Here is a 20,862-nt window from a genome sequence, read left to right as displayed (position 1 = left end):
GGTCGATCAGCCCCCCAGCGTCGGGGCCAGCCCGGCCTCATTGCCCTGCCAGCTCAGCTGCCGCCGTCCCGCGCCGCGCATCAGGCGACCAGACGCCGCACGTTCGGCGCGCACGCGCTGGCTCTCTTCCTCGGCCGCCCGGCGCTGCTCGGCCTGGGCCTTCTCGGCGTTGATCTGCGCCCACTTCTGGTCGCGCGTCCGGCCGCCGAAAAACGATTTCACCCTATTGGCCATGGGGCGGGCCTCCGAAGCTGCGGCGATAGACCTCGACCGGACCCAGGGGCGTCGCCTCCTCCCCTGACCGGATGAAGCCCGACCATGTGGCCAGCCGCGCCCCCGCAACGCGCTTCGCGCCCGTCCCCTTCGCGACATAGAGGCGGACCTCTTCGGTCCCTGATCCCTCGGCCACCCCCGCCAGCAGCGCGCCCAGCTGCGCCATCGCCCCGCGCAGGTTGGCGCGAAAAGCCGGCCCTACCGCCAGCCAGGCCTCGGCATGGTCCGCCTCGGGCCACAGCCCGGCCACGGCGATCAATCGGCCCTCGCCGTCGCGCAGGGTGAAGGCGGCGCCCTCGGACACCTGGCGCGCCATCTCGCCGAACCTCTGACGCGTGAACCGCCCGACCCGCCCGGCGTCGGTCAGCGTCTCCAGCATATCGAACGCCGAGGCCTCGGCCACCGTCATCACCATGGCGACCAGTCCGAGCTGTAGGACCCGCCATTGCCGCCCTGCGGCCGCCCTGCCCCGCCCGGCGTCCACACCCCGCCCGGCGACTGGCTCCACCCGTCGCCCTGCTGCACCATCGCCTTGGGCCGATGCTGGTCATAGGCCTGACCGGCCACGATCCCGGCGCGGCCCTGATCGCCCAGCAGGGCGTATTGCGCCGCCTCCATGGCGTGGGACGAGTTGGATTTTTGCACCCGCAGCCGCTTGGCGGGTTGTTTCGGGTCGCGGGCCTCCCAGCGATAATCGCCGCCGAACCCGCGCCGCAGCCAGCGGCAGGACGGGTTGATGATAAGGTCCGGCCGCTGATCATATTGATTGATCCGCAACATGGGGATCCGCACCGCTTCATGCCGCAGCCCCAGCTCATTGGACGGCGCAGGCTGGATGGGGATGTTCAGCTCGTTGCAGGCGATCTCGATGTCGGCGAACCCGCCCATTTCACGGTCGGCGCCATAGAAGGCCGACGGATCCCCCCAGCCGATGCTGATCCGGCATTTGCTGAACCGGGGATGCAGGACGTCCCCCAGCGCCAGGGCGAACCGCTTCGGCCCGACCCCGTGCAGGATGCGGCGTCCGCGCGGATCCGTCGGATCGGTCAGCACCACCTCGGCGTAGATGATCCGCCGCCCCATCCGGTCGCGACCGCAGATGACCGCCGCCGGCGTCCCCCCGCCGTCGATCCCCAGGAACAACTCTGACCCCGGCTCCGGCTCCAGCTCGACCGGCGAGAACAGCCGATCCAGATCCACCTCGCCGAACACGGGCTCGCCCGCGACCGAGGCGCCCCACTGGTTGCGGATCATCCGGCGCACATACCACTCGGGCTGGCCGCGCGCCGAAACCTCGTAGTAGTCGGCGTCCAGGTTCGCGAGGTTCTCAGCCAGCGGGTTCGTCACATAGGGCGGGCCGCCCGGCAGGATAGCCGAGGGCTGGTCGAAAAACTCCGTCCCGTTCTCGCGATGGCTGGCCGCCTGGTCGACGCAAAGGTCGAACAGCGGATGGTCGGTGTCCGGCTTGTTGAACGTCACCCAGACGCCACGCGAGACGCGGGTCTCCTTGCGACCACCGCGCTTCACCCGGCCGGCCAGAAAGCTGATCGCCTCGAACGGCGTCGTATCCGCCTCGTCGACATAGGCGCCGTGCAGCTCCCAGCCGCGACAGGTCGCCTCGACCGTATGCGTCCCCAGCGCCCGCCATTCGACCCGCAGCCGGCACAGGCCGCCGCCCGGCGTCCCGTCCACGAACGGCGCGGGGAACTCCAGCTCATGCACCGCCGGGCGATCGTCCGAGCCGGTGTAGTGGCCGAAATCCTTCGGCACCCAGTCCAGCCACGTCTTCATCGTGGTGGCGTAGAGGTTGCGATAGTTGTCGCGCAGCACCCCTACGACGGCCGTCCTGACGCCGTTGCTGTCGGGTTTCTGCGTCATGGCCGTGAAGAAAGGTTCGGCGACGCCCGCACCCACAGTCTTGCCAGAACCGATCGGCCCTGCCATCAAGCGAATGAAAGCGTTGCTCTCATGGAACGCCTGAAGCTTCGCCCCGCCGGGAATGTATGTCCTGGCGTCGAACACGCCCTCTCTCCGAACCCGCACCCCGACCCTTGGGACAGGTTGCAGGTTCGACGGCCCTCCAAATCGGCAACGCCGAATAGTGCGGGAACGCACCCACATAAGGGGTTGCCGCGCCGGGTTTGGGGGGAGGCCTCCTCTGGAGGGGGCGCTCCGCTAACGTCCCGTTACCGGCAAACCTGTTTGAAATCAGTCGCCTAGATCGCCGTCCGACTTATCCCGTCCGACTTGCCCCAGCCGAACGGCCATCCCGCCGCCCACGGAAATCTCCGAAGCCCCCGCGCGCGCGGGACTGGAGACCCCTCCAGCGCCCAGGTGGACGCCGCCGAAGTTCAGCGTCAGGGCCGCGCCGCCCTCGACCTTCACCGCCTGGGGCAGTTTCTGCGCGACGTAGGGCGCGACGGCCTCCGCCATGCGCAGCTGCAGCTTCACGATGTCCAGCAGGGTGTCAGCGTCGGGCTGTTTGATCCCGATCGAACGGGCGAAGTCGGCCGGGGCCATGGAGTAGGCTTCCATCATGACCGCGAGCGGGTGCCGGTGCTGCTGCAGCAACCAGGCCGTCACCGCCTCCGTCCGCCTGTTCTTTGATCCCTTCGGCCGTCCCGGCCTACGCCCAGCCGACGGCAGGGCGGCCGACAGAGGCGACGGCGCGTCGAGGGCGCCGGTCTCGCACGGCTCCAGCTCCTCGAACAGACCGGCCTGGACGACCTCGCCCATGCCCGCCTCGCCCTCCACCGCCTGATCCAGAGCCGCCCGAACGCCGCCTGACATATCACCCTCGTTGTTTATTCGGGTGCAGCATCAGCCAGGGCCGAGAGGCGCAACGCCGCCCTGTTCCGGCTGTTCCGACGCCTCGGCGCATGGCCGGAACACGCCAAAAGCCAAGCACAGCGCCTCTTAAAGCAGTCTGTTCCACCTGTTCCGGGTGTTCCGTCAAAATCGTCATCGCGCGCGCGCACACGCGAAGGCGTCACGTGAATATGCGCGCGTGTATAGAAACCGCCCCGGAACAGCCGGAACAGCCGGAACAGCAAGCTAAGTTGTTGGAATATGGCGTTTTTCTTGTTCCGCCATCGACCGGAACAGCCGGAACACCCGGAACAGGCGAAGCACCCTCGCCAGTCCGACGACATTCCCCCCGCACCCCTGGGCAAGTCAAGCCCGCGCCTCGGGATTAAGCTTTGCGAGTTATTCTTAACTCGACGCCTCCCGCTCCACTCTTCTTCTCCCCAAGGGGTCGGGGTGTGGGTGGGTGGGGTGGATAGGGCCGCTGCCCGCGCTCCACGCGGCCGCCGTCGAGCCTGATGCAAGGGTCAGGGGTATCGGGGCCGAGCGCGCACCGCGCGCCTGCGGCGCGCTGCGCTCGGCAGCTTAGGGAAGGTCAAAGGGTGTGCGGCCTGGTCGGCCGCACGGGTCGAGGCCCGCCAGCTGATCGCTGGCGAGCCCCTCCTTTTCATGCTTGGAGCCTGACTAGGCCGCCCTCGCCACCTGGGTCTGGGCCTCGCCGTCCCCGGCCGCGTCGATCACCTTGTCCAGCGCCAGCAGCGAACACTGCACCGAACGACCGTCCACGCGCTGTTTCCGATGATCCACCACGTCCTCAGGCGCGAACTTTAGCGCCGTAGCCCAGCCGCCCTGAACGGCGCCCACGCCCATGGCCCACAGGGACCGCTCGAACAGCTTGGCGACCTCGACGTGGTTCGACGGCACGGCCAGACACAACCGCCCCTGCAGCGACCCGCCTGTGGGCGTGCACAACCCCAGCCCGGCCGTCGCCAGCCGATCGCGCGCGGCCATCGGCGTCGTCTCCAACGCGTCGTCCTTGGGCCGATCGTCTAGAACGGCGGTCAGGAACTCCCCGACCGAGCGATATTTGTTCTGGCGCCAGGCGTCCGGCTGAGCCTGCAACAGGCGGTCGATGCACTTCTCCCAGTTCGCCCGATCATCCTGCGTTTCATTCATGGTGGCGCGCGGCAGATGCTTGGCCAGCGGGTCGATCTGGGCGGCCAGCGGCACGCCGTCGTCCAGCACCAGATGCGACGCCGCCAGCAGGGTGCCGAAGGTGTCGGCCGCCCGGCTGTCATGTCCATGGCTCAGCAGAACGCCGCGCCACGCCGTCAGCACGTCCGGCCACTCATGCCAGCGATCGACGATCCGCCTCAGCATGTGCCGCCCCAGCTCGTCGCCCAGCGCCGCCGACAGCTCGGGCGCCGAGGCGCTGGCGTCCGTCAACTGCGACAGCATCGGCATGGCGATCCGGCTCAGCTCGGCCGGTTTCATGGGCGGCGGGTTGATACCGGTGAACCCGAACGTCCCGCGCGCCTGATAGTTGGTCGGCACGCCCTCGGCCCCGCCGCGCACCACGTTCTTGCCGTCCGAGGCATAGCGCGCCAGCCGCATCACAGCCGCCGCGCGGGCGTCGCTGGCGCTCTCGCCCTCCTGCTCGAACTCGTCGGCCCAGACGCCGATGGCCGCCAGCCCCAGCGACTGATAGATGCCCGGCCCCGACGGGTCGGCCAGATCCATCAACCGATCGCCCAGCACCGCCTTGACCAGCGCCAGCAGCGACGACTTACCCGACGCCTTGTCCCCGATCGGATAGATGGCGGGCCGCCACTTCAGCGCCGCTCCCAGGAAGACGCAGACGACGTATCCCAGCACCAGGCGCGGATCCAGCTCAGGCCGCTTCCAGTTCCACGTCCGCATCGCCTTCATCAGCCACCGCCCCGGCGCCTTCGACCTGTCGTCGCCTTCCAACAGCCCCGCCTCAAAGAACAGACTGGCCAGCTCGTCCGACATGGCGGCCGTCGCCGGCGGCGACAGGTCGATGTCTCGCGCATAGACGTGGCCCTCTACCTCGCCGAGATCCTGCTCGACCCCGCCGATCCACAGCCGCGACCCCAGGTGCAGCACCAGCACCCCCTGATCCGTCCGCCACGCCCCGCGCCCGCGCACCTTGCGCATCGGATCGAACAGCCCCGTCCGCGCCACCAGCCGCCCGCACGCCCCCGTCAGGTGTCGCCGCACGTCCTCGTATTTGATGCGCAGCTCGCCGTTCGACGACTGCTTCCCATAGAAGGACCACAGATAGCCGATCGCCGGGCCGAACAGATTGTCGATCTCGCCCTGCTGGTTCAGCTTTCCGGCCGACAGCTCCACGAACTCGTCGTTCGGGTCGAGGAAATACATATGCGACTTGCGCTTCCCCAGCGGCCGCACCGGCATGTGCGGCGGCAGGCCCAGCTCGTCGGGCGCCCAGCTGAAGCCCTGCACCAGACGCGCCGCCGCCTCGGCCCTCTTGGCCTTCTCCGACCGATCCTTGGGCGCCGACACGTCCAGCAGGGCCGCGCGCGCTTCGGCGAACGCCTCTTCTGACGTCACCGGCGCGATGGACCCATGCGCGAACGCCTCTTCGGCCGCCTCGGGATCCACCTCCGCATCGGGTTCGGGGTCCAGCGGCTCCGGCTTTTCCGGCTCTACGCCATCCAGCCGGTCCAGCGCGCGCTTCCGCTTCCGCTCAGCCTCGGCCTGGGCGGCCTTACGCGCCGCCTTCCTTTGATCGGGCGTCATGCCTGTTTACTCAGATAGGGGTGGTCAGGCCCATAGGCCTCCAGAATTTCGCGGCGCGTGATGCCGGCGGCCACGCCGCGCTCGATCGCGCAGACCTCAGCCACCGTGCGACCACGCAGCAGATTGTTGCGGGCCCGGCGAGAGCCCAGGCAGCAGGGCGCGAACATCATCACCCGCCGCACGGCCGCTGGAAGCCGATCATATTCCGCCCAGGTGAAAGGATTTCCGCCGCTCCCCCAGTTCCGGCCGGGAATAGCAGGCCTCATGACCGCACCCCCCGCAGCATGTCGTTGAAGTCCTTGAACCCGCGCGCGGGCCAACTCTCGAAGAACGGCAGATCGCGCGCCTCGGCCTTGGCCCTCAGCTCGTCCACCTTGCGCGTCACCCCGTCGCGCACCCTGCGGCCGGGATCCCGGTCGCGGATGGCGATCACCGTCCTGGCGCTGTCGGCCGGATCCACATGGGCGAAGTTGGCGCTGGCGCCCACGGCCGACACCCGCCATTCCGGCGTCAGCAGCGCCACCGTGAAGGCGTCTTCCACCCCCTCGGCATATGCGCATTCGTCGGTCAGCCCCTTCTTCACCGCCTCGCGCGGCGACAGCTTCGTCGCCCCGCGGCTGATCGGGATGAAGGCGCCGTGCCACCCGCGCGGCCAGATCTTCTTGACCGCCACGCCGGGATCCGCCTTCAGCTTCGACGAACCGTCCGGCTCCAGAAAGACCCGATGCACCCCGCCGAACGACCCGTCGGGGAACAGCAGCGCCGAAATCAGGCACGGCACGGTCCGGTCCGTCTCGACATGGCGCATGGCGTGGTGCGACCGCACCGCCCACGGCAACCGCTCCAACCGGGTCAGGTCGATCCCCCGCGCCTCGGTCAGATAGGTCCACCCCGGCAGGCCGGGCTCCAGCGGCTTGGCCTCCAGGAACATCGCCTGCGCCCGCCGCCGATCCTTGGCCATATTGGTCAGGGCCAGCGCCTGCGCCCGTTCGGTGTTGCGCTCCATTTCCTCGCGCGCGGCGCGCAGCTTGGCCGAATGCGCCGGATCCATATGGCTGGCGTCGCCGACGCCCAGGAACCGCTTGGCCCACGTCAGCGCCTCGCGCTTCGACGCCCGGTCCACCCGGCCGAACTGGATATAGGCCACCAGATCCAGCGCATCGCCCCAGTCGCCCGTGGCGTACTCATCCCATCGCCCCTGACGCTGGCCCGACAGCTGGATCACGAACGATCCGGGGTTCCGGTCGTTTCGCGTCGGATTGCGCGGCAACAGCGCGCCCTGGACGATGGCGCCGGTCAGCCCCAACGCCCGGCACACGCTGTCGATGCGATCCGCCAGCATGGTCGAGATCTCGCGCACGGTGATCTCGGGCGGACGGCCGACGTTCGGCCGGAAGTCGCTATTCATGCCGCCTTCTCCACCGCCCGGCGGATCGGTTCGGGATCGACGCCCAGTTGATAGCCCAGGCCCCAGACGCACTGCACCGCGCCGGACACGCCGATGTCTTCCAGCGCCTGACGCAGACGACACAGACGCACCTTCAGGCCCTCCCGGCTCGGCTCCACCCGCGAATGGCGATAATCGTCCCGCAACAGCTCGTCATAGGTGACGATGGCGCCCTCGGCCTCGACCAGCAGCCGCAGCAGCCGCCCGTGGCCCCGATGCAGCTCCAGCCACTGACCGGCCGCCACGTCGAAACCCAGCTTTTCCAGACGGCTCATCAATACCCCGCCCTCCCGTTGATCAGGCGCAGCAGTCGACGGACCTTCTGCCGCGTCATGTTCACGGCGCTGTCGCCGCAGCGCGGCGTGCAGCTCAGGGTGATGCGATAGACCCCGCCGTCACGGGCGAAGACCCGCACCGACAGATGCTTTCCGCCCATCTCAACCGCCGTCGTCAGGCCCCAGGGCGCCAGCTCCTCGCGCACGATCTGCACCTGACGGCGTTCCACCTTGGTCAGGGACAGCTTCATCATGCGCCCTCCCCCGCCAGCTGCGCCGCGAACCGGCGCTGCGCGTCCCACAGACTGTCGTCCGCCGCCTTGGCCTTGCGCAGACGGCCGCGTTCGATCACCCGGCCGTCCTCGGCGTCGTCGTCACCGTCGCGCGCGCGCAGGTATCGCTCGGCCGCGTTGTCCACGGCTTGGCGCGTCACGCCCAGGATCTGCGCCGCCGTCTCCGACGACACCCGGCCGACCGCGACGGCCAGCCCCATGGCCAGCGACCGGGCCGACTGTTCCGGGGTCGGGGCGCCGCCCGCCCCGCCGCGCGGCGCGGTCATCACCGCCGCCGGCGTGAGCCCGCGCTCGCCCGCCGCGAACCGCACGGCCGCGACCACCAGGCCGAGGTCAAGCAGGTCCATCACCGCCGCCTCGCCGCTCTTCCGGCTGACCCTGGCCGACGCCCCGTCCAGCCCGCTGCTGATCGCGAACCGCGCCCGCGCACGCTCCATCCAGCCGCGCCGCCGCTCCGCCTCGATCCAGTCGGCCAGATCCGGCCGCACCGTCTCGGGCTCGACCCCAGCGGCCCGCGCCACGGCGAACAGACTGTCGCGCGGCGCCCGCCGCATCCGCGAAATGCTGCTGGCGTGAACCCCCAGCTTGCGCGCCAGCGGACGCACCCCGCCCGCCGCGTCGATGGCCGCCTGCATCCCGGCCTCGCGCTCAAACGCCCCCATGGTTCAGCCCCCGATGTCCGCGCGCCGCAACCACGCCGGGTCGAACAGATCCGGCTCGCCATGGCCGACCGCCTGCGCGCACGCCGCCGCGACGGCGACGGGATCCGGCTCGGGCGGCGTCAGCTCGCGCTCGACCTGGGCGGCGATGGTCAACAGGGTCGGGGCCAGCCCCGCCCGATGGCTCGCATCGGCATGGACGAACCACAGACAGGCCCAGCGGAAGGTGTTGCACGCCGCCCGCCCCGCACCGACGGCGGGCGACGGAGCCTCGCGCATCGCCGTCGCCCGCTTCTCCAGCGACCGCACGTCGCCGCTCTCCACGGCCATGTGCGCCTCGGCGATCAGGCGGAACCAGCGTTGGAGGTTCAGATCGACGGGGGTCATTGCGCCACCCCCGCCCGCGCCTGGAACGGCCCGCGCTCCAGTTCGCGCCGGATGGCGACCAGATCGACGCCCATCTGACGCATGTAATCGTCCCAGGCGTTCTCGCCTCGGGTGCCGACCAGCAGATGACGGGGGTTGCAGCAGGCCGGGTTATGGCACAGGTGTCGGATCACATAGCCTGACTGGCCCCAATGCCAGAAGCCCGTTGCCCGGTAGTAGGCGGCCCGGTGGGCGTTGGCCGCTACGCCCAAGCCCTGATGCCAAACGCGGATAGAGCTATAGCCGTGCGGGGTTCTACTCCCGGCCCACGGCCAACACGCCCATTCACCGAGCGAGCTGTCCACCGACGCCGCAAAGTCCGAGCCCAAATCTATCTTGGTGCGGCACCGCCGCGCGAGTGCGTCAGCCGCCACCAACTGCCGAGCGATCACACCGCGCGCGCCGTCGCCAAGTCTCACAGACAGAGGCATCATGCCGCCAGCCCCCGCAGAATGTCCGCGACCGGCGGGCTGAAATCCTCAGGCCGGACGCCGCCGTCAGTGCGCCGAACGATCCGCGTCAGTAGATCTGGCCCCGGCCGCTTCCGGCGCGGATCATCGAACGGCCGGCGCATCGCGTTGACCATCTGTTTGGTGCAGCCGAACAGCTTGGCGCCCGCCATGTCGTCCATGTCCCGATCGCGCATCCAGCGATCGAGAGCGGGACGAGGCCTTACGCCCGGAACTGTCGCATTCGTTAACGTATGTGTGTCGGTCACGCTCTCGCGTCCCCTTGGGCAGATTACCAACCGACGGGGATAAGGAGGGTGATTTGGTTTCCTCGGTCAACTCAATTTCGTATCAAATATGTGGACATTGACACGGCTTGACTGTTTAGAGCGTAGCAATGCTGTCGCTCGCACATCCCCCAGAGGCGTGGAAAGTCCGGCTCATGCCCGGACCAAACGACCTATTGGACGACGACAAGGCGCGCGCTGGCGCGGCCCTGAAGATTCTGCGCAGGCGCGCAGGGCTCAGCGGCGAAGCGGCGGCCAACGAGGCAGGCGTTCACCCCCAGACTTGGCGCAACTACGAGAACGGCAAGCGCCTAATGGACGCTCCGACGCTCGCGCGCATGGTCACGGCCGTGAATTCCACGATCGAGGAACACGCCCTGGAAATGGCGCGCCTGCCCGGCGGCCTAGTGCCGGAGCGATCCTTCGCCACAGGTCTGGAGGAACGCGGCCGCGTGCTGCAGCTGCCGGTCGGCGGCTATGCGTTCGGCGGCGCAGCGAGACCCGCCATGTATGATCTGGTCGAAGAACCCGAAATCGTGGACTTCGCCGACTTCTTCGCGCCCGGCACGCGCGTCCTGCGGCTGGGCGGCATGTCGATGGTGCCCTACGCCGAACCCGGCGGCTTCGTCACCTACAACCCCCGCCGCCCCGCACGACGCGGCCAAGGCGCCGTAATCCAGATGAAGGACGGCAGCTATCAGGTGAAGCGTTTCGAGCGGATGGCTGACGGCCAGCTGATCGTGACCGAGCTCTACCCGGAAGAGCGGGAACTTAAGATCGACCTGGACCTAGTGGAAGGTGTCTACGCGATCGGTCTGCGCGGCGATTAGCGCTGCGATCGGCAGTGGGCCTCCACAAGATGATCCAAAGCCTTCGCAACGCGACCAATAGCCGAAACGGTTTCAGCATCTCTCTGGGCACTGTCGATCGCCTGACGTCTCACCTCAGCTAAACCCCTCTTGTCCCGATCGGTAGCCCCCTCGAATAGAGGCAAAGCGTCGATCACGGCGGCAGCCGCCCCCAAGTCAACAAACGCTTGATTATGAGCCAGCCGCAGCTCAGCGGCGCCTGCCGCGATACCCGAACAGACCTCCAGCCCCTGAGCTGACCAGTCAGCCAGCCGCGCCGCCTCGGCAGCAGGATCCATGCTCCGTTCGGCTTCAAAATCACCCACACCGCCAGCCGCGCCGGCGGCCCGCACCAAATCAGCCTGGACAGATGCGAGGAAGGCGTCCTGGTCAGCCTGCGGGCTCAGCGACGCCACCTGCACGAGAGCGCTAATCAGTAGGATTGATTTCATTCCCCACCTTTAGCGACGCCGACAACAATTTCGACCGACGGAGTGGAGCATCCTTATACGGCTTTAGTCGTATCATTTTCGTATAAAACGGTTGACACGGGAAACCGAAGCGCCCCTATCTACCCTCCTCAGCCAACGGGAGGGCCAGATGGCCGACACGCTTTCAACGAGCGGCGCGACGTTCGACTTTCGCGGCATCACCCCGCCGCCCTACGTCGGCGCCTATGCGCCCGACCCGGAGGCCATGCCCCCGGTCGAGTATCACCGCCTGGGCGAACCGGCCCTGCCGGTCGTGGCCTGGCAGCCGCGCCATCGCCGTCCCAGCCGCGCCATGCAGCTGACGCGCGCGACCATCCTCGTCTTCGTCGGGGCCTTCGCCCTCAGCCAGATCCTGAGCGCCCTGTCATGAGCGACGATCAGCACACCGCCGCCGTGCGCGACGCGGGCCTGACCGGCTGGAAGGCCGCCGTCCGCGCCCATCCAGAAGTCAACGGACGCAAGGTCTGCGTCCTGACCAGCCCCGACTACAACCCCGTGACGGGCAAGGGGCGCAGCGTCGTCCGCCACGGCACCGACGAGGCCGACGCCTTCGCGCGCGCCCTCGAAGCCGCGAAAGGAACCCTGCATTGAACCAGCCCGCCAAGATCCAGCAACAGATGGACGCCGCGCGTCGTCTGGTTCAGCTCGTCCACGACGATCTGGCGCACCCCGGCACAGCCGGCGAGGCCGCCACCTCCGCCATCATGGGCGCGATCAGGCGCTGCGCCCTCGCGGGCGTCGATCGCCTGCCGGACACGGCCGCCAAGATGGAGACCATCTCCTACGTCTGCGCCTTCCTGGGCGAGTTCATCGGCTTTTCGCTCCGCAACCTCCCGCCCAGCATGACCAGGCCGACGCTGCAGCTGTTCGCCCAGGAACTGACGCAAGCCTTCGGCCCGCACGGCATGACCGTGGTCGTGGTCGTCTCGGGCGACGAGCCCTCCCAGCAAAAGGAGCAGGTCCATTGACCCGCAACCCCCACCGCACCCGCCCTCTCGATCGTGACGGCGACGGCCGCGACGGCGGCTCCCTGACCGGCAACCAGACGGCGCCCTTTGCTGGCGCCCAAGTCGACGTCGTCAGCGTCGACGAGGCGGCCAGCTTGCCGCTGGACGACCTAGCCGACGCCCGCACCACCCCCGGCGACAGCCCCGAAAAGCTGGAAGCCATCGAGCGCGAAGTAGACGAGGCCAACGCCGCCGCCCGCGCAAGCGCGGAACCGGAGCCGTCCGACACCTTCACGGCCGAGGAGATCGCCGCCGGTCAGACGCCGGTGATCCAGGCTGAGGGCGAGGGCGCCGTCACGGCGGCCGAGGTCGCGACCGAGATCCCGTCGAACGATCCGCTGGTTCAGGTCGAAACCGAGACGGCCCCGATCGCCGTCCGCGCGCGCGAGCTGCGCCTGCTGGTCGAAAGCCGCCGCCTCTACAAGTCGGCCGAGGGTTACAGCGCCACCTACGGCGCCCCCTATGTCGATCAGGCGACGGTGGACGGCTGGATCCAGGCGGGCCTGGCCGAAGACGTGCCCACCGCCGGGATCTGCGGCGGCATCAAACCCACGCATGAGGCGCGCCGCCACCTGGGCCAGCTGACGCTGGGCCACGACGCCCCCGGCACGATCGGCGCGGCGGGCGAGGACGGCGCCTGATGCTCCCTCCCGACGTTCTTGACCTGCGCGGCGTGGCCGACCGTCTGGGCGTCGGCTACCACTGGCTCCAGTCCAACTGGCGCACCCTCGACGGCTTCCCTCCGCCCTTTCTGGGTGGGGGGAAGGGCCAGCGCCCGCGCTGGGCCCTGCGCGCCGTCACCGACTTCATCAACGGCCGCCGCTGGGCCGCCCATGAGGCGGCGCCCGTCGCCCCCTCGGCCGCCCGCCCCGTCGCGAACGACGCCGTTCCCGCCCCCCTGGCCGATCCCGCCGCCGCGCTCGTCGCGGCCGCCGGCGGCTGATGGCCCGGCCGCCCGATGGCCGGCCGCCTCCTCCATCTGGCGCACCGCGCCTTCCTCTTCCTCTGCCGCAAGGAGCGCATCCTGTGACCACGGACGCCTTGGCCCCCTACGCCCTACCGCTCCGCCGCGAGGGCGATGCCGCCATCGTCGACGCGACTGGCGAAACCGTCCTGGTCATCGACCCTGACCGCCATCTGGAAAACGACGAAGACGCGGCCCGCTTGGCGGATCGGGTGTTCGCCATGCTCACCGCCGCCCCTGTGCGCGAGGAAGGCGGGGCGGTGGAAACGGTGTGGCGATGCGCCATGACGGTCGCCTGTAATATCGCCATCGACGAACAGAACCGGACCAACGATGACGATGGGCCTTCCGACGTTCTAAACGCTCAGGGCGAGATCATCCGCCGTCTGAAAGGGGTCTTGGAGATCGACCGAAACTATCGGTCCGAGGTTGAGGCCATCCTGTCATACGGTGCCGAACCGTTCATCACCGCCCCGACTTCAGAGCCCGCCCTCGCCACCCGCGAGGAAGCCCCGGCTGAAACGACCGATTGCAAGACGTGCGCCGGGAACGGCGAGATCGTCACGGATTGGGACGAATACCTTTCGCCGCCGAAGGGTGCGCCAGCCGACCACGCGACGGCTGACTGCCCCGACTGCGACGGGATCGGCAAGGTAGAAGCCCTGGCAGAGGCGGGGGAGATCGACCTCTACGATGACAAGGTGCAGGCGGGCATCGCCTGGACGATGCGTCAGTGGGGCGAAGCGCTGGGCCTCAAGACGTGGACGCAAGGTGACGGGTCGGAGAGCGTCGAGGGCGACGTTGGCGCGGAAATCCATACGATCCTGGTCGACGCCGGGCTGCGTGACCCTGAAACGAACGAGATGGCCGCCCTCCGCGCCCAGCCCCAAGCCCGCGAGGAAGCGCAGCCGGTGGAGAAACCAGCACCGTTCGATCAGGGCGGTATCGGCCACGCCATGTATCAGGCGTTCCATGCCTACCGCGCGGATTATGTCCTAAGCACTGATGGTGCTGACTATGAACCGACCCCGTTTGAGCGCGACCTGATTGAAGACTTCTTCGCTGGCCTCATGGCTGAAGAAGCGTTCTTCGGACCTATCCGCGCGCTGTATGACACCCACCCCGCCACCGACGCGCTGCGGGAGGACGCGGCGGCATGGACCGCTCTGGCCGATCTTGTGTCGTGGTTCACGAAGCCCGTTCAGGGTCAAAACGGAATGGTCTGGGTGATCCCGGCAGGCGAGCAGGGTGCTGATGACGCCGTCGCTTCTGCCCTCGCCGCCCTGCAAGCCGAACAGAAAGGCGGTGCGTCATGAGCGCGTGGTTTAAGGATCGTCGGCAGGAGTTCATCGCCGCGACGCTTCGCCAGTTCGGACAAGTCCGTCGCGCTGACCTGATGCGGGAGTTCGGCATCTCGCAGCAACTGGCAAGCGCGGACATTGCGACCTTCCTCGCCTCTGATCCGGCGCACGTTCGATACGACGTGAGCGCCAAAACCTATGTCCTGGAAGACGCCCTGCAAGCCGAACAGGGGGCGAAGTGATGGCACTTTGGATTCAGAACATCACGCCCGATGACAGGCCCGATCACCTGCCGCACGACTACGCGGTCAGGATCAACAACAATCCGCCGCTCGCGCTGTTTGAACACGTCAGGTCCGAAGGGGCTGCTGCCTGCCTTCGCGCCGCTGCTGACGCCATCGACGCTGCAAAGGACTTTCGCCCATGACCGCCCCGATGCCTGAGACCATGAGCCCGCGCGAGAAGGTGGAGCCGTCGCCAGCCGAAAGGGCGACCGCCTCGAACACATCCCAGCTGGTGCCCGGACGACTGGCGCGCCCATCTAACGCCGGTTAACACTCCAATCATGTCCAGAAAGCCCGCCCCACCGACCGGCCTTCGCAACGGCCTGAAATGGCGTGACGGCCGCCCGCGCTGGGAGCCGTCGCCCGCCAACCGCGCATGCGGCTTCGCCGGGGTAGATCTTCGCGACCACGCCGGGGCGTGGATGGACCGGGGCGCCGCCACTACGGCGGCCGACGCGCGCACCCTGTGGGCGCGCTTTGTCCGCGATGCCATGCGCGACGACGATCAGGGCGGCAAGGCGCGCACCATGCTGCGTTCGGCTCTCGACCGCCTGCCGCCCATGCCGACCGAACCCGTGGCCCGCCGCCAGCGCGAACTTGTGGCCGACCTGATCGAACGCGCCCGCGCCGTACTGGAGGATCGCGAGCCGGGCGTGACGGACGCCCTGATGCGCGCTCCGCGATCGGTTCAGGCAATGGTCGACGGCTACTTCGCCGACGCGGCCGCCATGCGCCGCATCGCGCGCGGCACGCAAAAGGTCTATCGCGCCATGTCCAAGCGGCTGATCGCCCGCTTCGGCGCGCGCCGTGCGGACGAGGTGACGCCCAGCCAGATCCGCGCCTGGCATGAGGACATGACCCAGCGCGACGGCCTATCCCCCGCCAGCGCCAATCTCGCCGTCGGCGCGGCCGGTGCCATATTCCAATGGGCGGCCATGCAGGATCCGCCGTGGCTGATCGCCTCGCCCGTCGCGCGGCTGCGCCTGGCCGCCGCGCCCGGTCGCCGCGTCTTCTGGACGCTGGACGAAGAAACCGCCTTCGTCGCCTGGTGCGACGCCAACGGCTACGCCGACGTGGCCGACGCCGCGACCGTGTGCCTGTGGACCGGCGCGCGTCAGATCGACGTGGCCGCCGCCTCGATCGAAGGGCTGTCTGGCGCCGCCTGGCGCTATGTCCCCATCAAGACCCAGCGCAAGGGGCTGGAAGCTCTCCCCGGCCTGTTGCCACCCATCAAGCGGCGGGTCGAACGTCGCCGCGCGGAGGTCGAGGCCGAGGGACTGAGCCGTCTGGGCGAAACCCCCTTCCTGTGGAACCCGACGACCGCGCGCCGCCACACCTCAGAGACGATCAGCCGCCGGTTCCGCGAAGCCCGCGCCGCCTCGATCAAGGCCAAGGCCTTGCCACCCGCCTTCGCCGAAAAGCGCCTGCAGGACACGCGCGACACCTGCATCACTCGACTGTTCGACGCCGACGTTAGCCTGACGCGGATCACCGCCTGGACCGGCCATGCCTCCAGCGCGGCCGAGAACATCCTGCGCGAACACTACGTCAGCCTGCGCGAGGCGGGCGCGGCCGAAGACGCCGCCAAACTCTCCGCCTGGGCCGAGCGCGAAGGCCTCGCCCTCTCGGCCTGATCAGAACGGAACGGGATCGGAAGTCGGACGTCCGACTTCCGAAAAGTCGGAAACACCCCCGCAAAGTCGGACACCAGCCCGCCACGCAAGGCTTTGAGCGCGCGCGTTAAAGTGACAGCGTAAACGGAGCCTTAACGCGCGCGGGCGCATGAAGGCGGACGATGTCCACGCCCGCCGTCCTCTATCATTTCGCCTATCACCCGGCTTCGCGCACGGCGCGGCTGGCGCTGGGCGAGGCCAAGGTCGACTATAGCGAGGAAGCCGTCCGCCCGTGGGAGGACGACTGCCCCCTGTTCGAGATGAACCCTTCGGGCATGCCGCCGGTGCTGACGACGACGGAAAAGAACCGGTCCCTGACTCTGTGCGAGCTGGACGCCATCCTGGGCTGGCTGGAAGACCGCTCCAAGGGCGACTTCCTGCTGCCCGCCGATCCGGCCGAGCGGGCCGAGGCGCGCCGTCTGGCGACCTGGTTCAGCCGTCGCTTCTCCGACGAGGTGGACGCCGTCCTGCTGCATGAGCGGATGGAGAAGCCCCTGCTGCGGCTCGGCCCGCCCGACGCGCGGATGCTGCGTGAAGGCCGCGAAGCGCTGAAAAGCCATCTGACGGTGCTGGAGCCGCTGGCGGCGGGACGCGAGTGGCTGGCCGGACGCCGTCTCAGCCAGGCCGACCTGATCGCGGCGGGCCATCTGTCGGTGCTGGACTATTTCGGCGAGATCGCCTGGGCGTCCTGGCCGTCGCTGAAGCTGTGGTACTCCAAGCTGAAGTCGCGCCCCTGTTTCCGGCCGCTGCTGGGCGACCGCTTCCCCGGCGTGCACCCGGCGCCCTGGTACGCCGACCTCGACTTCTGAGGCCCCTCAGGGCTAAAGCGCCCTCATGGCGGCCGATCCCCGCATCTTCATCCGACAGCGCGCCGCCGAACTGGGCTTCGGCGTGTGCCGCTTCGCCTCGGCCAGCGATCCGTGGAGCGCGGGCGAGAAGCTGGCCCATTTCGTCGACGCGGGCCGTCACGGCGACATGGGCTGGATGGAGACGACGCTGGAGCGCCGCGCCCATCCCACCGCCATGTGGGACGGGGCGAAGACGGCCATCGTCCTGGGCATGAACTACGGCCCCGACGAAGACCCCCGGCCCGAGCTGGAGGAGGCGTCGGCGGGCTATATCTCCGTCTATGCGCGCGGCGACGACTATCATGAGGTCATCAAGGGGCGGCTGAAGATCCTGGCCGGCCAGATCGCCGCGCGACTGGGTCAGGAGGTCAAGGTCTTCGTCGACACCGCCCCCCTGATGGAGAAGCCGCTGGCCCAGCGGGCGGGCCTGGGCTGGCAGGGCAAGCACACCAATCTGCTCAGCCGCACCCACGGCAACTGGCTATTCCTGGGGACCATACTGACCGCCGCCGAGATCGAGGCGGACGAGGCCGAGGTCGAGCATTGCGGCCGCTGCACCGCCTGTCTGGACGCCTGCCCGACCCAGGCCTTTCCGGCGCCGTTCCAGATCGACGCCCGACGCTGCCTCTCCTACCTGACCATCGAATATGCCGGTGCCTGGCCGCGCGAGTTCCGCATCGCAACGGGCAACCGCATCTACGGCTGCGACGACTGCCTGGCCGCCTGTCCGTGGAACAAGTTCGCGCAGGAAGCGTCGGAGGCGCGGCTGCAGGCCCGCGATGCGCTGAAGTCGCCGCCGCTGGCGGACCTGCTGGCGCTGGACGACCCCGCCTTCCGCGCCCTGTTCACCAAGAGCCCGGTCAAGCGCATCGGCCGCGATCGCTTCATTCGCAATGCGCTCTATGCGGCGGGGAACTCGGGCGAGGCGACGTTGATCGGGGCGGTCGAGCGGCTGCTGGACGATCAGGCGCCCGTGGTGCGCGGTGCGGCGGTGTGGGCGTTGTCGCAGCTATCCCCGGAGCGGTTCGCCGAGCTGCGCGAGACGCGGCGGGCAAGCGAGACAGATGAAGCTGTGAAGCAGGAATGGCGTCCTTCTCCCCTTGCGGGAGAAGGTGGCCCGCGCAGCGGGTCGGATGAGGGGTCTCGCCGCCCTCAGACCTAGCAAAAAGGGGCTTCCCCCGTGGAGAAACCCCTCATCCGTCAGGCTCCGCCTGCCACCTTCTCCCTCAAGGGGAGAAGGAAGATCAGCCCATCGCCTGGCCCACGCCGCGCCCCCCGCCGGGCACGGGGGCCACGTCCAGCAGCTTGAGGCGGAACACCAGCACCGCATTGCCGGGGATCATCGGCGGGCCGCCCATCTCGCCGTAGCCCAGCTCGGGCGGCAGGAAGAGAATCCACTCGTCGCCGGGCTTCATCAGTTGCAGGGCCTCGGTCCAGCCGGGCACCACGCCCTCGGGCGAGAAGACCGCCGGGGCGCCGCGCTTGAACGAGCTGTCGAACACCGTGCCGTCCGTCAGCGTGCCTTCATAGTCGACCCTGACCAGGTCGTTGCGATCGGGGCTGACGCCGCCCGCCGGACCGGAGGCCACGACCTTGTACTGCAGGCCGGACGGCAGGGTCTGCACGCCCTCTTCCGAGGCGTTCTGCTTCATGAAGGCGGCGGATTCAGCCGCGTTCTTGGCCAGGTCTTCAGGCGCGCCGGACGGTCGGCTGCAAGCGGAGAGGGCCAGAAGAGCCGTCGCGGCCATGGCGGCGCCGAGGGGGCGCCTAGCCCATGCGAAGTTCATAACCCTGGTCCTTCAAGGCGGCGCCGATTTCCTCGGCATGACGGGAATCGCGGGTCTCGACCATGATGTCGAACTCGGCCCCTTTGGCGGGCACGTCCAGCGCCAGCCGGTTGTGCACCACGTCGATGATGTTGCCGCCCCGCCCGCCGATCACGGCGGCCATGGCCGACAGCATGCCGGGGCGGTCGTCGCCCAGGATGCGATAGACGATCAGCCGCTTCTCGCGGACCATTTCACGGTTCAGCACCACGGCCAGCATGCGGGCGTCGATGTTGCCGCCAGTCAGCTCGACGCCGACCTTCATGCCCTTGAAGCGTTCCGGATTGGCTAGGATGGCGGCCAGGCCGCCGGCCCCGGCGCCCTCGGCCACCGTCTTCTCCAAGGTCGCCAGCAGGGCCACGCCCTTTTCGAAGTCGGCCTCCTCGCAGACGAAGACCTCGTCGATCAGGCCGTCGGCCAGGGCGAAGGGGATTTCCCCCACGGCCTTGATGGCGATGCCCTCGGCGATCGTTTGTCCGCTGCACTTGGCCGGTTCGCCGCGACGCCGCGCGGTGAAGGATGGATAGCGGGCGGCCTCGACGCCGAAGATTTTAATACCCGGCTTCATCGCCTTGGCGGCGATGGCGCTGCCCGCGATCAGGCCGCCGCCGCCGATGGGGATGATCAGGGCGTCCAGGTCCGGCGCGTCCTCCAGAAACTCCAGGCCGCAGACGCCTTGCCCCGCGACGATGCCCTCGTCGTCGAAGGCCGAGACGAAGACATAGCCGTGCTCGGCCTGAAGGCGCTTGGCCTCCTCGGTCGAACCGGAGAAGTCGAGGCCGTGGATGACCACATTGGCGCCGTGGGCGCGGGTGCCGTCCACCTTCACGAAGGGGGTGCCCTCGGGCATGACGATGGTCACGGGCACGCCCAGACGGCCGCCGTGATAGGCCAGGGCCTGGGCGTGGTTGCCCGCCGAGGCGGCGACGACGCCGCGCTTTTTCTCGTCCGGCGTCAGCTGCAGCAGCCGGTTCAGGGCGCCGCGCTCCTTGAAGCTGCCGGTGAAGTGCAGATTGTCGAACTTGATCCAGATCTCGGCGCCGGTCAGTTGCGACAGGCGGCGCGAATAGCGGACGGGCGTGCGGTCGACCTGACCGGCGATGCGTTTTTGCGCCTCGCGGATGTCGTCGATGGTGACGGTCATGAATTCCCTGATTTTGTTTACGGCCGGCCTCTTTCGTCCGGTCTACGGCCCCCTTTTGGAACAGGGCGCGACGGCGAGCAACCTTGACTCGCCCTGCCCTGCAAGGTCATGCCGGGCCGACGCCTGAACTGAAACCGGGAGCCGCCACCATGACCACCTTCTCGCGCTCGCCCGCCCGCCTCAAGGGGCTGGCCGCCCTCGTGATCGGCGGTCTGGCTCTTTCCGCCTGCGCCACGACCCCGATGGGGGGCAGCGCCGTCGGCCCCGCCGTCTTCAACGCCGATGATTTCGCCTGGTCGACCCGCGCGGGGCAGGCCTCGATCGAGGGCCGCGTGGCCTTCGCTCAGGACGGTCGCGTCTTTCAGTGCGCCGGCAACGTCGGCCTGATCCCCGACACCCGCTACACCCGCGCCCGCATCGACCGCCTGTACGGCGCCGCCGATCGCGCCGCCGTCCCGGCCGCCGTGGTGCGCGCCCGATCGGCCGGCGAGCAGGGAGCCGACTATCGCTCCTATGAACGGGCCGAGCCCTGCGCCGACGGCGGCTTCCGCTTCTCCGGCCTGCCGGACGGAAGCTGGTTCCTGATCGCCCCGGTCAAGGCCGGCGACAGCGTCATGGTGCTGATGCGCCGGGTGCAGACGCGCGGCGGCCGCGCCGTCAACGTCACCCTGGGGGGCTGAGCCCCTCAGCTGAGCCGTTAGCTGGGCCGTAAACTAGGCCGTTAGCTGAGCAGTTTTTCGACGGCCGCGCCTCTGCGCGGCCGTCGTCGTTTGACCGG

Annotated in this window: 29 protein-coding genes; 13 read left to right on the top strand and 16 right to left on the bottom strand. The window is 68.8% G+C overall.

Annotation, left to right across the window (positions count from 1 at the left end; genetic code table 11):
* Nucleotides 1-6 precede the first annotated feature (6 nt).
* From ACU5AP_RS10065 to ACU5AP_RS10005, 13 genes are all read right to left on the bottom strand, one after another.
* A complete protein-coding gene (locus ACU5AP_RS10065; protein ID WP_138141230.1) occupies nt 7-234 on the bottom strand; it encodes a hypothetical protein in 228 nt (75 codons plus the stop codon).
* Nucleotides 224-688 carry a hypothetical protein gene (locus ACU5AP_RS10060; RefSeq protein ID WP_446681183.1) on the bottom strand — a complete coding sequence of 155 codons (465 nt, stop codon included), beginning with the start codon at nt 686-688 and terminating at the stop codon, nt 224-226. Before ACU5AP_RS10060 ends, ACU5AP_RS10065 begins: the two co-directional genes overlap by 11 nt.
* Nucleotides 682-2,151, bottom strand: a complete 1,470-nt coding sequence (locus ACU5AP_RS10055) for a hypothetical protein (RefSeq protein WP_446681182.1) — start codon at nt 2,149-2,151, stop codon at nt 682-684. The genes ACU5AP_RS10060 and ACU5AP_RS10055 overlap by 7 nt, the downstream gene beginning before the upstream one ends.
* A 330-nt stretch (nt 2,152-2,481) precedes the next feature.
* Nucleotides 2,482-3,063, bottom strand: a complete 582-nt coding sequence (locus ACU5AP_RS10050; protein ID WP_446681181.1) for a hypothetical protein — start codon at nt 3,061-3,063, stop codon at nt 2,482-2,484.
* A gap of 699 nt (nt 3,064-3,762) precedes the next feature.
* The gene (locus ACU5AP_RS10045; protein WP_446681180.1) at nt 3,763-5,862 is read right to left on the bottom strand and encodes a hypothetical protein; all 2,100 of its coding nucleotides are present in this window, start codon (nt 5,860-5,862) and stop codon (nt 3,763-3,765) included.
* Entirely contained in the window at nt 5,859-6,128 is a 270-nt protein-coding gene (locus ACU5AP_RS10040) for a hypothetical protein (RefSeq protein WP_446681179.1), read from the bottom strand. The genes ACU5AP_RS10045 and ACU5AP_RS10040 overlap by 4 nt, the downstream gene beginning before the upstream one ends.
* Nucleotides 6,125-7,270 (bottom strand): DUF7146 domain-containing protein, encoded by a 1,146-nt coding sequence (locus ACU5AP_RS10035; RefSeq protein WP_446681178.1) that lies wholly within the window; start codon nt 7,268-7,270, stop codon nt 6,125-6,127. Before ACU5AP_RS10035 ends, ACU5AP_RS10040 begins: the two co-directional genes overlap by 4 nt.
* Entirely contained in the window at nt 7,267-7,584 is a 318-nt protein-coding gene (locus ACU5AP_RS10030) for a helix-turn-helix domain-containing protein (protein WP_446681177.1), read from the bottom strand. Before ACU5AP_RS10030 ends, ACU5AP_RS10035 begins: the two co-directional genes overlap by 4 nt.
* On the bottom strand, nt 7,584-7,838 hold the full coding sequence (locus ACU5AP_RS10025) for a hypothetical protein (RefSeq protein ID WP_446681176.1): 255 nt from the start codon (nt 7,836-7,838) through the stop codon (nt 7,584-7,586). The genes ACU5AP_RS10030 and ACU5AP_RS10025 overlap by 1 nt, the downstream gene beginning before the upstream one ends.
* Entirely contained in the window at nt 7,835-8,539 is a 705-nt protein-coding gene (locus ACU5AP_RS10020; RefSeq protein ID WP_446681175.1) for a hypothetical protein, read from the bottom strand. Before ACU5AP_RS10020 ends, ACU5AP_RS10025 begins: the two co-directional genes overlap by 4 nt.
* Before the next feature lie 3 nt (nt 8,540-8,542).
* Entirely contained in the window at nt 8,543-8,923 is a 381-nt protein-coding gene (locus ACU5AP_RS10015; RefSeq protein WP_446681174.1) for a hypothetical protein, read from the bottom strand.
* Nucleotides 8,920-9,393 (bottom strand): HNH endonuclease signature motif containing protein, encoded by a 474-nt coding sequence (locus ACU5AP_RS10010; protein ID WP_446681221.1) that lies wholly within the window; start codon nt 9,391-9,393, stop codon nt 8,920-8,922. Before ACU5AP_RS10010 ends, ACU5AP_RS10015 begins: the two co-directional genes overlap by 4 nt.
* Nucleotides 9,393-9,608: a hypothetical protein gene (locus ACU5AP_RS10005; protein WP_446681172.1), complete on the bottom strand. Its 216-nt coding sequence runs from the start codon at nt 9,606-9,608 to the stop codon at nt 9,393-9,395. The genes ACU5AP_RS10010 and ACU5AP_RS10005 overlap by 1 nt, the downstream gene beginning before the upstream one ends.
* A gap of 245 nt (nt 9,609-9,853) precedes the next feature.
* On the opposite strand from ACU5AP_RS10005, the gene ACU5AP_RS10000 reads away from it, so the two are divergent.
* Nucleotides 9,854-10,528 (top strand): helix-turn-helix domain-containing protein, encoded by a 675-nt coding sequence (locus ACU5AP_RS10000; protein WP_446681171.1) that lies wholly within the window; start codon nt 9,854-9,856, stop codon nt 10,526-10,528.
* Here the strand turns inward: ACU5AP_RS10000 and ACU5AP_RS09995 are convergent.
* Nucleotides 10,525-10,998: a hypothetical protein gene (locus ACU5AP_RS09995; protein ID WP_446681170.1), complete on the bottom strand. Its 474-nt coding sequence runs from the start codon at nt 10,996-10,998 to the stop codon at nt 10,525-10,527. The genes ACU5AP_RS10000 and ACU5AP_RS09995 overlap by 4 nt on opposite strands.
* A gap of 148 nt (nt 10,999-11,146) precedes the next feature.
* On the opposite strand from ACU5AP_RS09995, the gene ACU5AP_RS09990 reads away from it, so the two are divergent.
* From ACU5AP_RS09990 to queG, 11 genes are all read left to right on the top strand, one after another.
* Complete coding sequence (locus tag ACU5AP_RS09990) at nt 11,147-11,407, top strand: hypothetical protein (protein ID WP_446681169.1); 261 nt, start codon at nt 11,147-11,149, stop codon at nt 11,405-11,407.
* The gene (locus ACU5AP_RS09985; RefSeq protein WP_312294662.1) at nt 11,404-11,628 is read left to right on the top strand and encodes a hypothetical protein; all 225 of its coding nucleotides are present in this window, start codon (nt 11,404-11,406) and stop codon (nt 11,626-11,628) included. Before ACU5AP_RS09990 ends, ACU5AP_RS09985 begins: the two co-directional genes overlap by 4 nt.
* Nucleotides 11,625-12,005 (top strand): hypothetical protein, encoded by a 381-nt coding sequence (locus ACU5AP_RS09980; protein WP_446681168.1) that lies wholly within the window; start codon nt 11,625-11,627, stop codon nt 12,003-12,005. The genes ACU5AP_RS09985 and ACU5AP_RS09980 overlap by 4 nt, the downstream gene beginning before the upstream one ends.
* Nucleotides 12,002-12,685: a hypothetical protein gene (locus tag ACU5AP_RS09975; protein WP_446681167.1), complete on the top strand. Its 684-nt coding sequence runs from the start codon at nt 12,002-12,004 to the stop codon at nt 12,683-12,685. Before ACU5AP_RS09980 ends, ACU5AP_RS09975 begins: the two co-directional genes overlap by 4 nt.
* Nucleotides 12,685-12,987, top strand: a complete 303-nt coding sequence (locus ACU5AP_RS09970; protein ID WP_303703376.1) for a hypothetical protein — start codon at nt 12,685-12,687, stop codon at nt 12,985-12,987. Before ACU5AP_RS09975 ends, ACU5AP_RS09970 begins: the two co-directional genes overlap by 1 nt.
* A gap of 83 nt (nt 12,988-13,070) precedes the next feature.
* Nucleotides 13,071-14,324, top strand: a complete 1,254-nt coding sequence (locus ACU5AP_RS09965) for a hypothetical protein (RefSeq protein ID WP_446681166.1) — start codon at nt 13,071-13,073, stop codon at nt 14,322-14,324.
* Nucleotides 14,321-14,551 (top strand): hypothetical protein, encoded by a 231-nt coding sequence (locus tag ACU5AP_RS09960; protein ID WP_446681165.1) that lies wholly within the window; start codon nt 14,321-14,323, stop codon nt 14,549-14,551. Before ACU5AP_RS09965 ends, ACU5AP_RS09960 begins: the two co-directional genes overlap by 4 nt.
* The gene (locus ACU5AP_RS09955; RefSeq protein ID WP_446681164.1) at nt 14,551-14,736 is read left to right on the top strand and encodes a hypothetical protein; all 186 of its coding nucleotides are present in this window, start codon (nt 14,551-14,553) and stop codon (nt 14,734-14,736) included. Before ACU5AP_RS09960 ends, ACU5AP_RS09955 begins: the two co-directional genes overlap by 1 nt.
* Before the next feature lie 138 nt (nt 14,737-14,874).
* A complete protein-coding gene (locus ACU5AP_RS09950; RefSeq protein ID WP_446681163.1) occupies nt 14,875-16,227 on the top strand; it encodes a tyrosine-type recombinase/integrase in 1,353 nt (450 codons plus the stop codon).
* 161 nt (nt 16,228-16,388) lie between these two features.
* Complete coding sequence (gene fzlA, locus ACU5AP_RS09945) at nt 16,389-17,075, top strand: FtsZ-binding protein FzlA (protein ID WP_128719398.1); 687 nt, start codon at nt 16,389-16,391, stop codon at nt 17,073-17,075.
* A gap of 25 nt (nt 17,076-17,100) precedes the next feature.
* Nucleotides 17,101-18,276, top strand: a complete 1,176-nt coding sequence (queG, locus tag ACU5AP_RS09940) for a tRNA epoxyqueuosine(34) reductase QueG (RefSeq protein WP_128719397.1) — start codon at nt 17,101-17,103, stop codon at nt 18,274-18,276.
* Between the two features lie 82 nt (nt 18,277-18,358).
* On the opposite strand, the gene ACU5AP_RS09935 is transcribed toward queG, so the two are convergent.
* Both ACU5AP_RS09935 and ACU5AP_RS09930 read right to left on the bottom strand, forming a co-directional pair.
* Complete coding sequence (locus ACU5AP_RS09935; RefSeq protein ID WP_396490027.1) at nt 18,359-18,901, bottom strand: FKBP-type peptidyl-prolyl cis-trans isomerase; 543 nt, start codon at nt 18,899-18,901, stop codon at nt 18,359-18,361.
* Nucleotides 18,882-20,084 (bottom strand): threonine ammonia-lyase, encoded by a 1,203-nt coding sequence (locus ACU5AP_RS09930; RefSeq protein ID WP_128719395.1) that lies wholly within the window; start codon nt 20,082-20,084, stop codon nt 18,882-18,884. Before ACU5AP_RS09930 ends, ACU5AP_RS09935 begins: the two co-directional genes overlap by 20 nt.
* An 83-nt stretch (nt 20,085-20,167) precedes the next feature.
* Here ACU5AP_RS09930 and ACU5AP_RS09925 point away from each other — a divergent pair, with 83 nt between their 5' ends.
* Nucleotides 20,168-20,764, top strand: a complete 597-nt coding sequence (locus ACU5AP_RS09925) for a hypothetical protein (protein ID WP_223850918.1) — start codon at nt 20,168-20,170, stop codon at nt 20,762-20,764.
* Nucleotides 20,765-20,862: the final 98 nt, after the last annotated feature.

The organism is Brevundimonas sp. RM1 (genome assembly GCF_052907225.1).
The sequence above is the reverse complement of the archived record's forward strand: the minus strand, read 5'-3'. Positions and strand labels throughout refer to the sequence as shown.

Bases quoted from the DNA above. Each gene is read 5' to 3' on its own strand.
- ACU5AP_RS10065 (WP_138141230.1), bottom strand. From the start codon at position 234: ATGGCCAATAGGGTGAAATCGTTTTTCGGCGGCCGGACGCGCGACCAG.
- ACU5AP_RS10060 (WP_446681183.1), bottom strand. From the start codon at position 688: ATGGTGATGACGGTGGCCGAGGCCTCGGCGTTCGATATGCTGGAGACG.
- ACU5AP_RS10055 (WP_446681182.1), bottom strand. From the start codon at position 2,151: ATGACGCAGAAACCCGACAGCAACGGCGTCAGGACGGCCGTCGTAGGG.
- ACU5AP_RS10050 (WP_446681181.1), bottom strand. From the start codon at position 3,063: ATGTCAGGCGGCGTTCGGGCGGCTCTGGATCAGGCGGTGGAGGGCGAG.
- ACU5AP_RS10045 (WP_446681180.1), bottom strand. From the start codon at position 5,862: ATGACGCCCGATCAAAGGAAGGCGGCGCGTAAGGCCGCCCAGGCCGAG.
- ACU5AP_RS10040 (WP_446681179.1), bottom strand. From the start codon at position 6,128: ATGAGGCCTGCTATTCCCGGCCGGAACTGGGGGAGCGGCGGAAATCCT.
- ACU5AP_RS10035 (WP_446681178.1), bottom strand. From the start codon at position 7,270: ATGAATAGCGACTTCCGGCCGAACGTCGGCCGTCCGCCCGAGATCACC.
- ACU5AP_RS10030 (WP_446681177.1), bottom strand. From the start codon at position 7,584: ATGAGCCGTCTGGAAAAGCTGGGTTTCGACGTGGCGGCCGGTCAGTGG.
- ACU5AP_RS10025 (WP_446681176.1), bottom strand. From the start codon at position 7,838: ATGATGAAGCTGTCCCTGACCAAGGTGGAACGCCGTCAGGTGCAGATC.
- ACU5AP_RS10020 (WP_446681175.1), bottom strand. From the start codon at position 8,539: ATGGGGGCGTTTGAGCGCGAGGCCGGGATGCAGGCGGCCATCGACGCG.
- ACU5AP_RS10015 (WP_446681174.1), bottom strand. From the start codon at position 8,923: ATGACCCCCGTCGATCTGAACCTCCAACGCTGGTTCCGCCTGATCGCC.
- ACU5AP_RS10010 (WP_446681221.1), bottom strand. From the start codon at position 9,393: ATGCCTCTGTCTGTGAGACTTGGCGACGGCGCGCGCGGTGTGATCGCT.
- ACU5AP_RS10005 (WP_446681172.1), bottom strand. From the start codon at position 9,608: ATGCGCGATCGGGACATGGACGACATGGCGGGCGCCAAGCTGTTCGGC.
- ACU5AP_RS10000 (WP_446681171.1), top strand. From the start codon at position 9,854: ATGCCCGGACCAAACGACCTATTGGACGACGACAAGGCGCGCGCTGGC.
- ACU5AP_RS09995 (WP_446681170.1), bottom strand. From the start codon at position 10,998: ATGAAATCAATCCTACTGATTAGCGCTCTCGTGCAGGTGGCGTCGCTG.
- ACU5AP_RS09990 (WP_446681169.1), top strand. From the start codon at position 11,147: ATGGCCGACACGCTTTCAACGAGCGGCGCGACGTTCGACTTTCGCGGC.
- ACU5AP_RS09985 (WP_312294662.1), top strand. From the start codon at position 11,404: ATGAGCGACGATCAGCACACCGCCGCCGTGCGCGACGCGGGCCTGACC.
- ACU5AP_RS09970 (WP_303703376.1), top strand. From the start codon at position 12,685: ATGCTCCCTCCCGACGTTCTTGACCTGCGCGGCGTGGCCGACCGTCTG.
- ACU5AP_RS09960 (WP_446681165.1), top strand. From the start codon at position 14,321: ATGAGCGCGTGGTTTAAGGATCGTCGGCAGGAGTTCATCGCCGCGACG.
- ACU5AP_RS09955 (WP_446681164.1), top strand. From the start codon at position 14,551: ATGGCACTTTGGATTCAGAACATCACGCCCGATGACAGGCCCGATCAC.
- ACU5AP_RS09950 (WP_446681163.1), top strand. From the start codon at position 14,875: ATGTCCAGAAAGCCCGCCCCACCGACCGGCCTTCGCAACGGCCTGAAA.
- fzlA (WP_128719398.1), top strand. From the start codon at position 16,389: ATGTCCACGCCCGCCGTCCTCTATCATTTCGCCTATCACCCGGCTTCG.
- queG (WP_128719397.1), top strand. From the start codon at position 17,101: ATGGCGGCCGATCCCCGCATCTTCATCCGACAGCGCGCCGCCGAACTG.
- ACU5AP_RS09935 (WP_396490027.1), bottom strand. From the start codon at position 18,901: ATGAACTTCGCATGGGCTAGGCGCCCCCTCGGCGCCGCCATGGCCGCG.
- ACU5AP_RS09930 (WP_128719395.1), bottom strand. From the start codon at position 20,084: ATGACCGTCACCATCGACGACATCCGCGAGGCGCAAAAACGCATCGCC.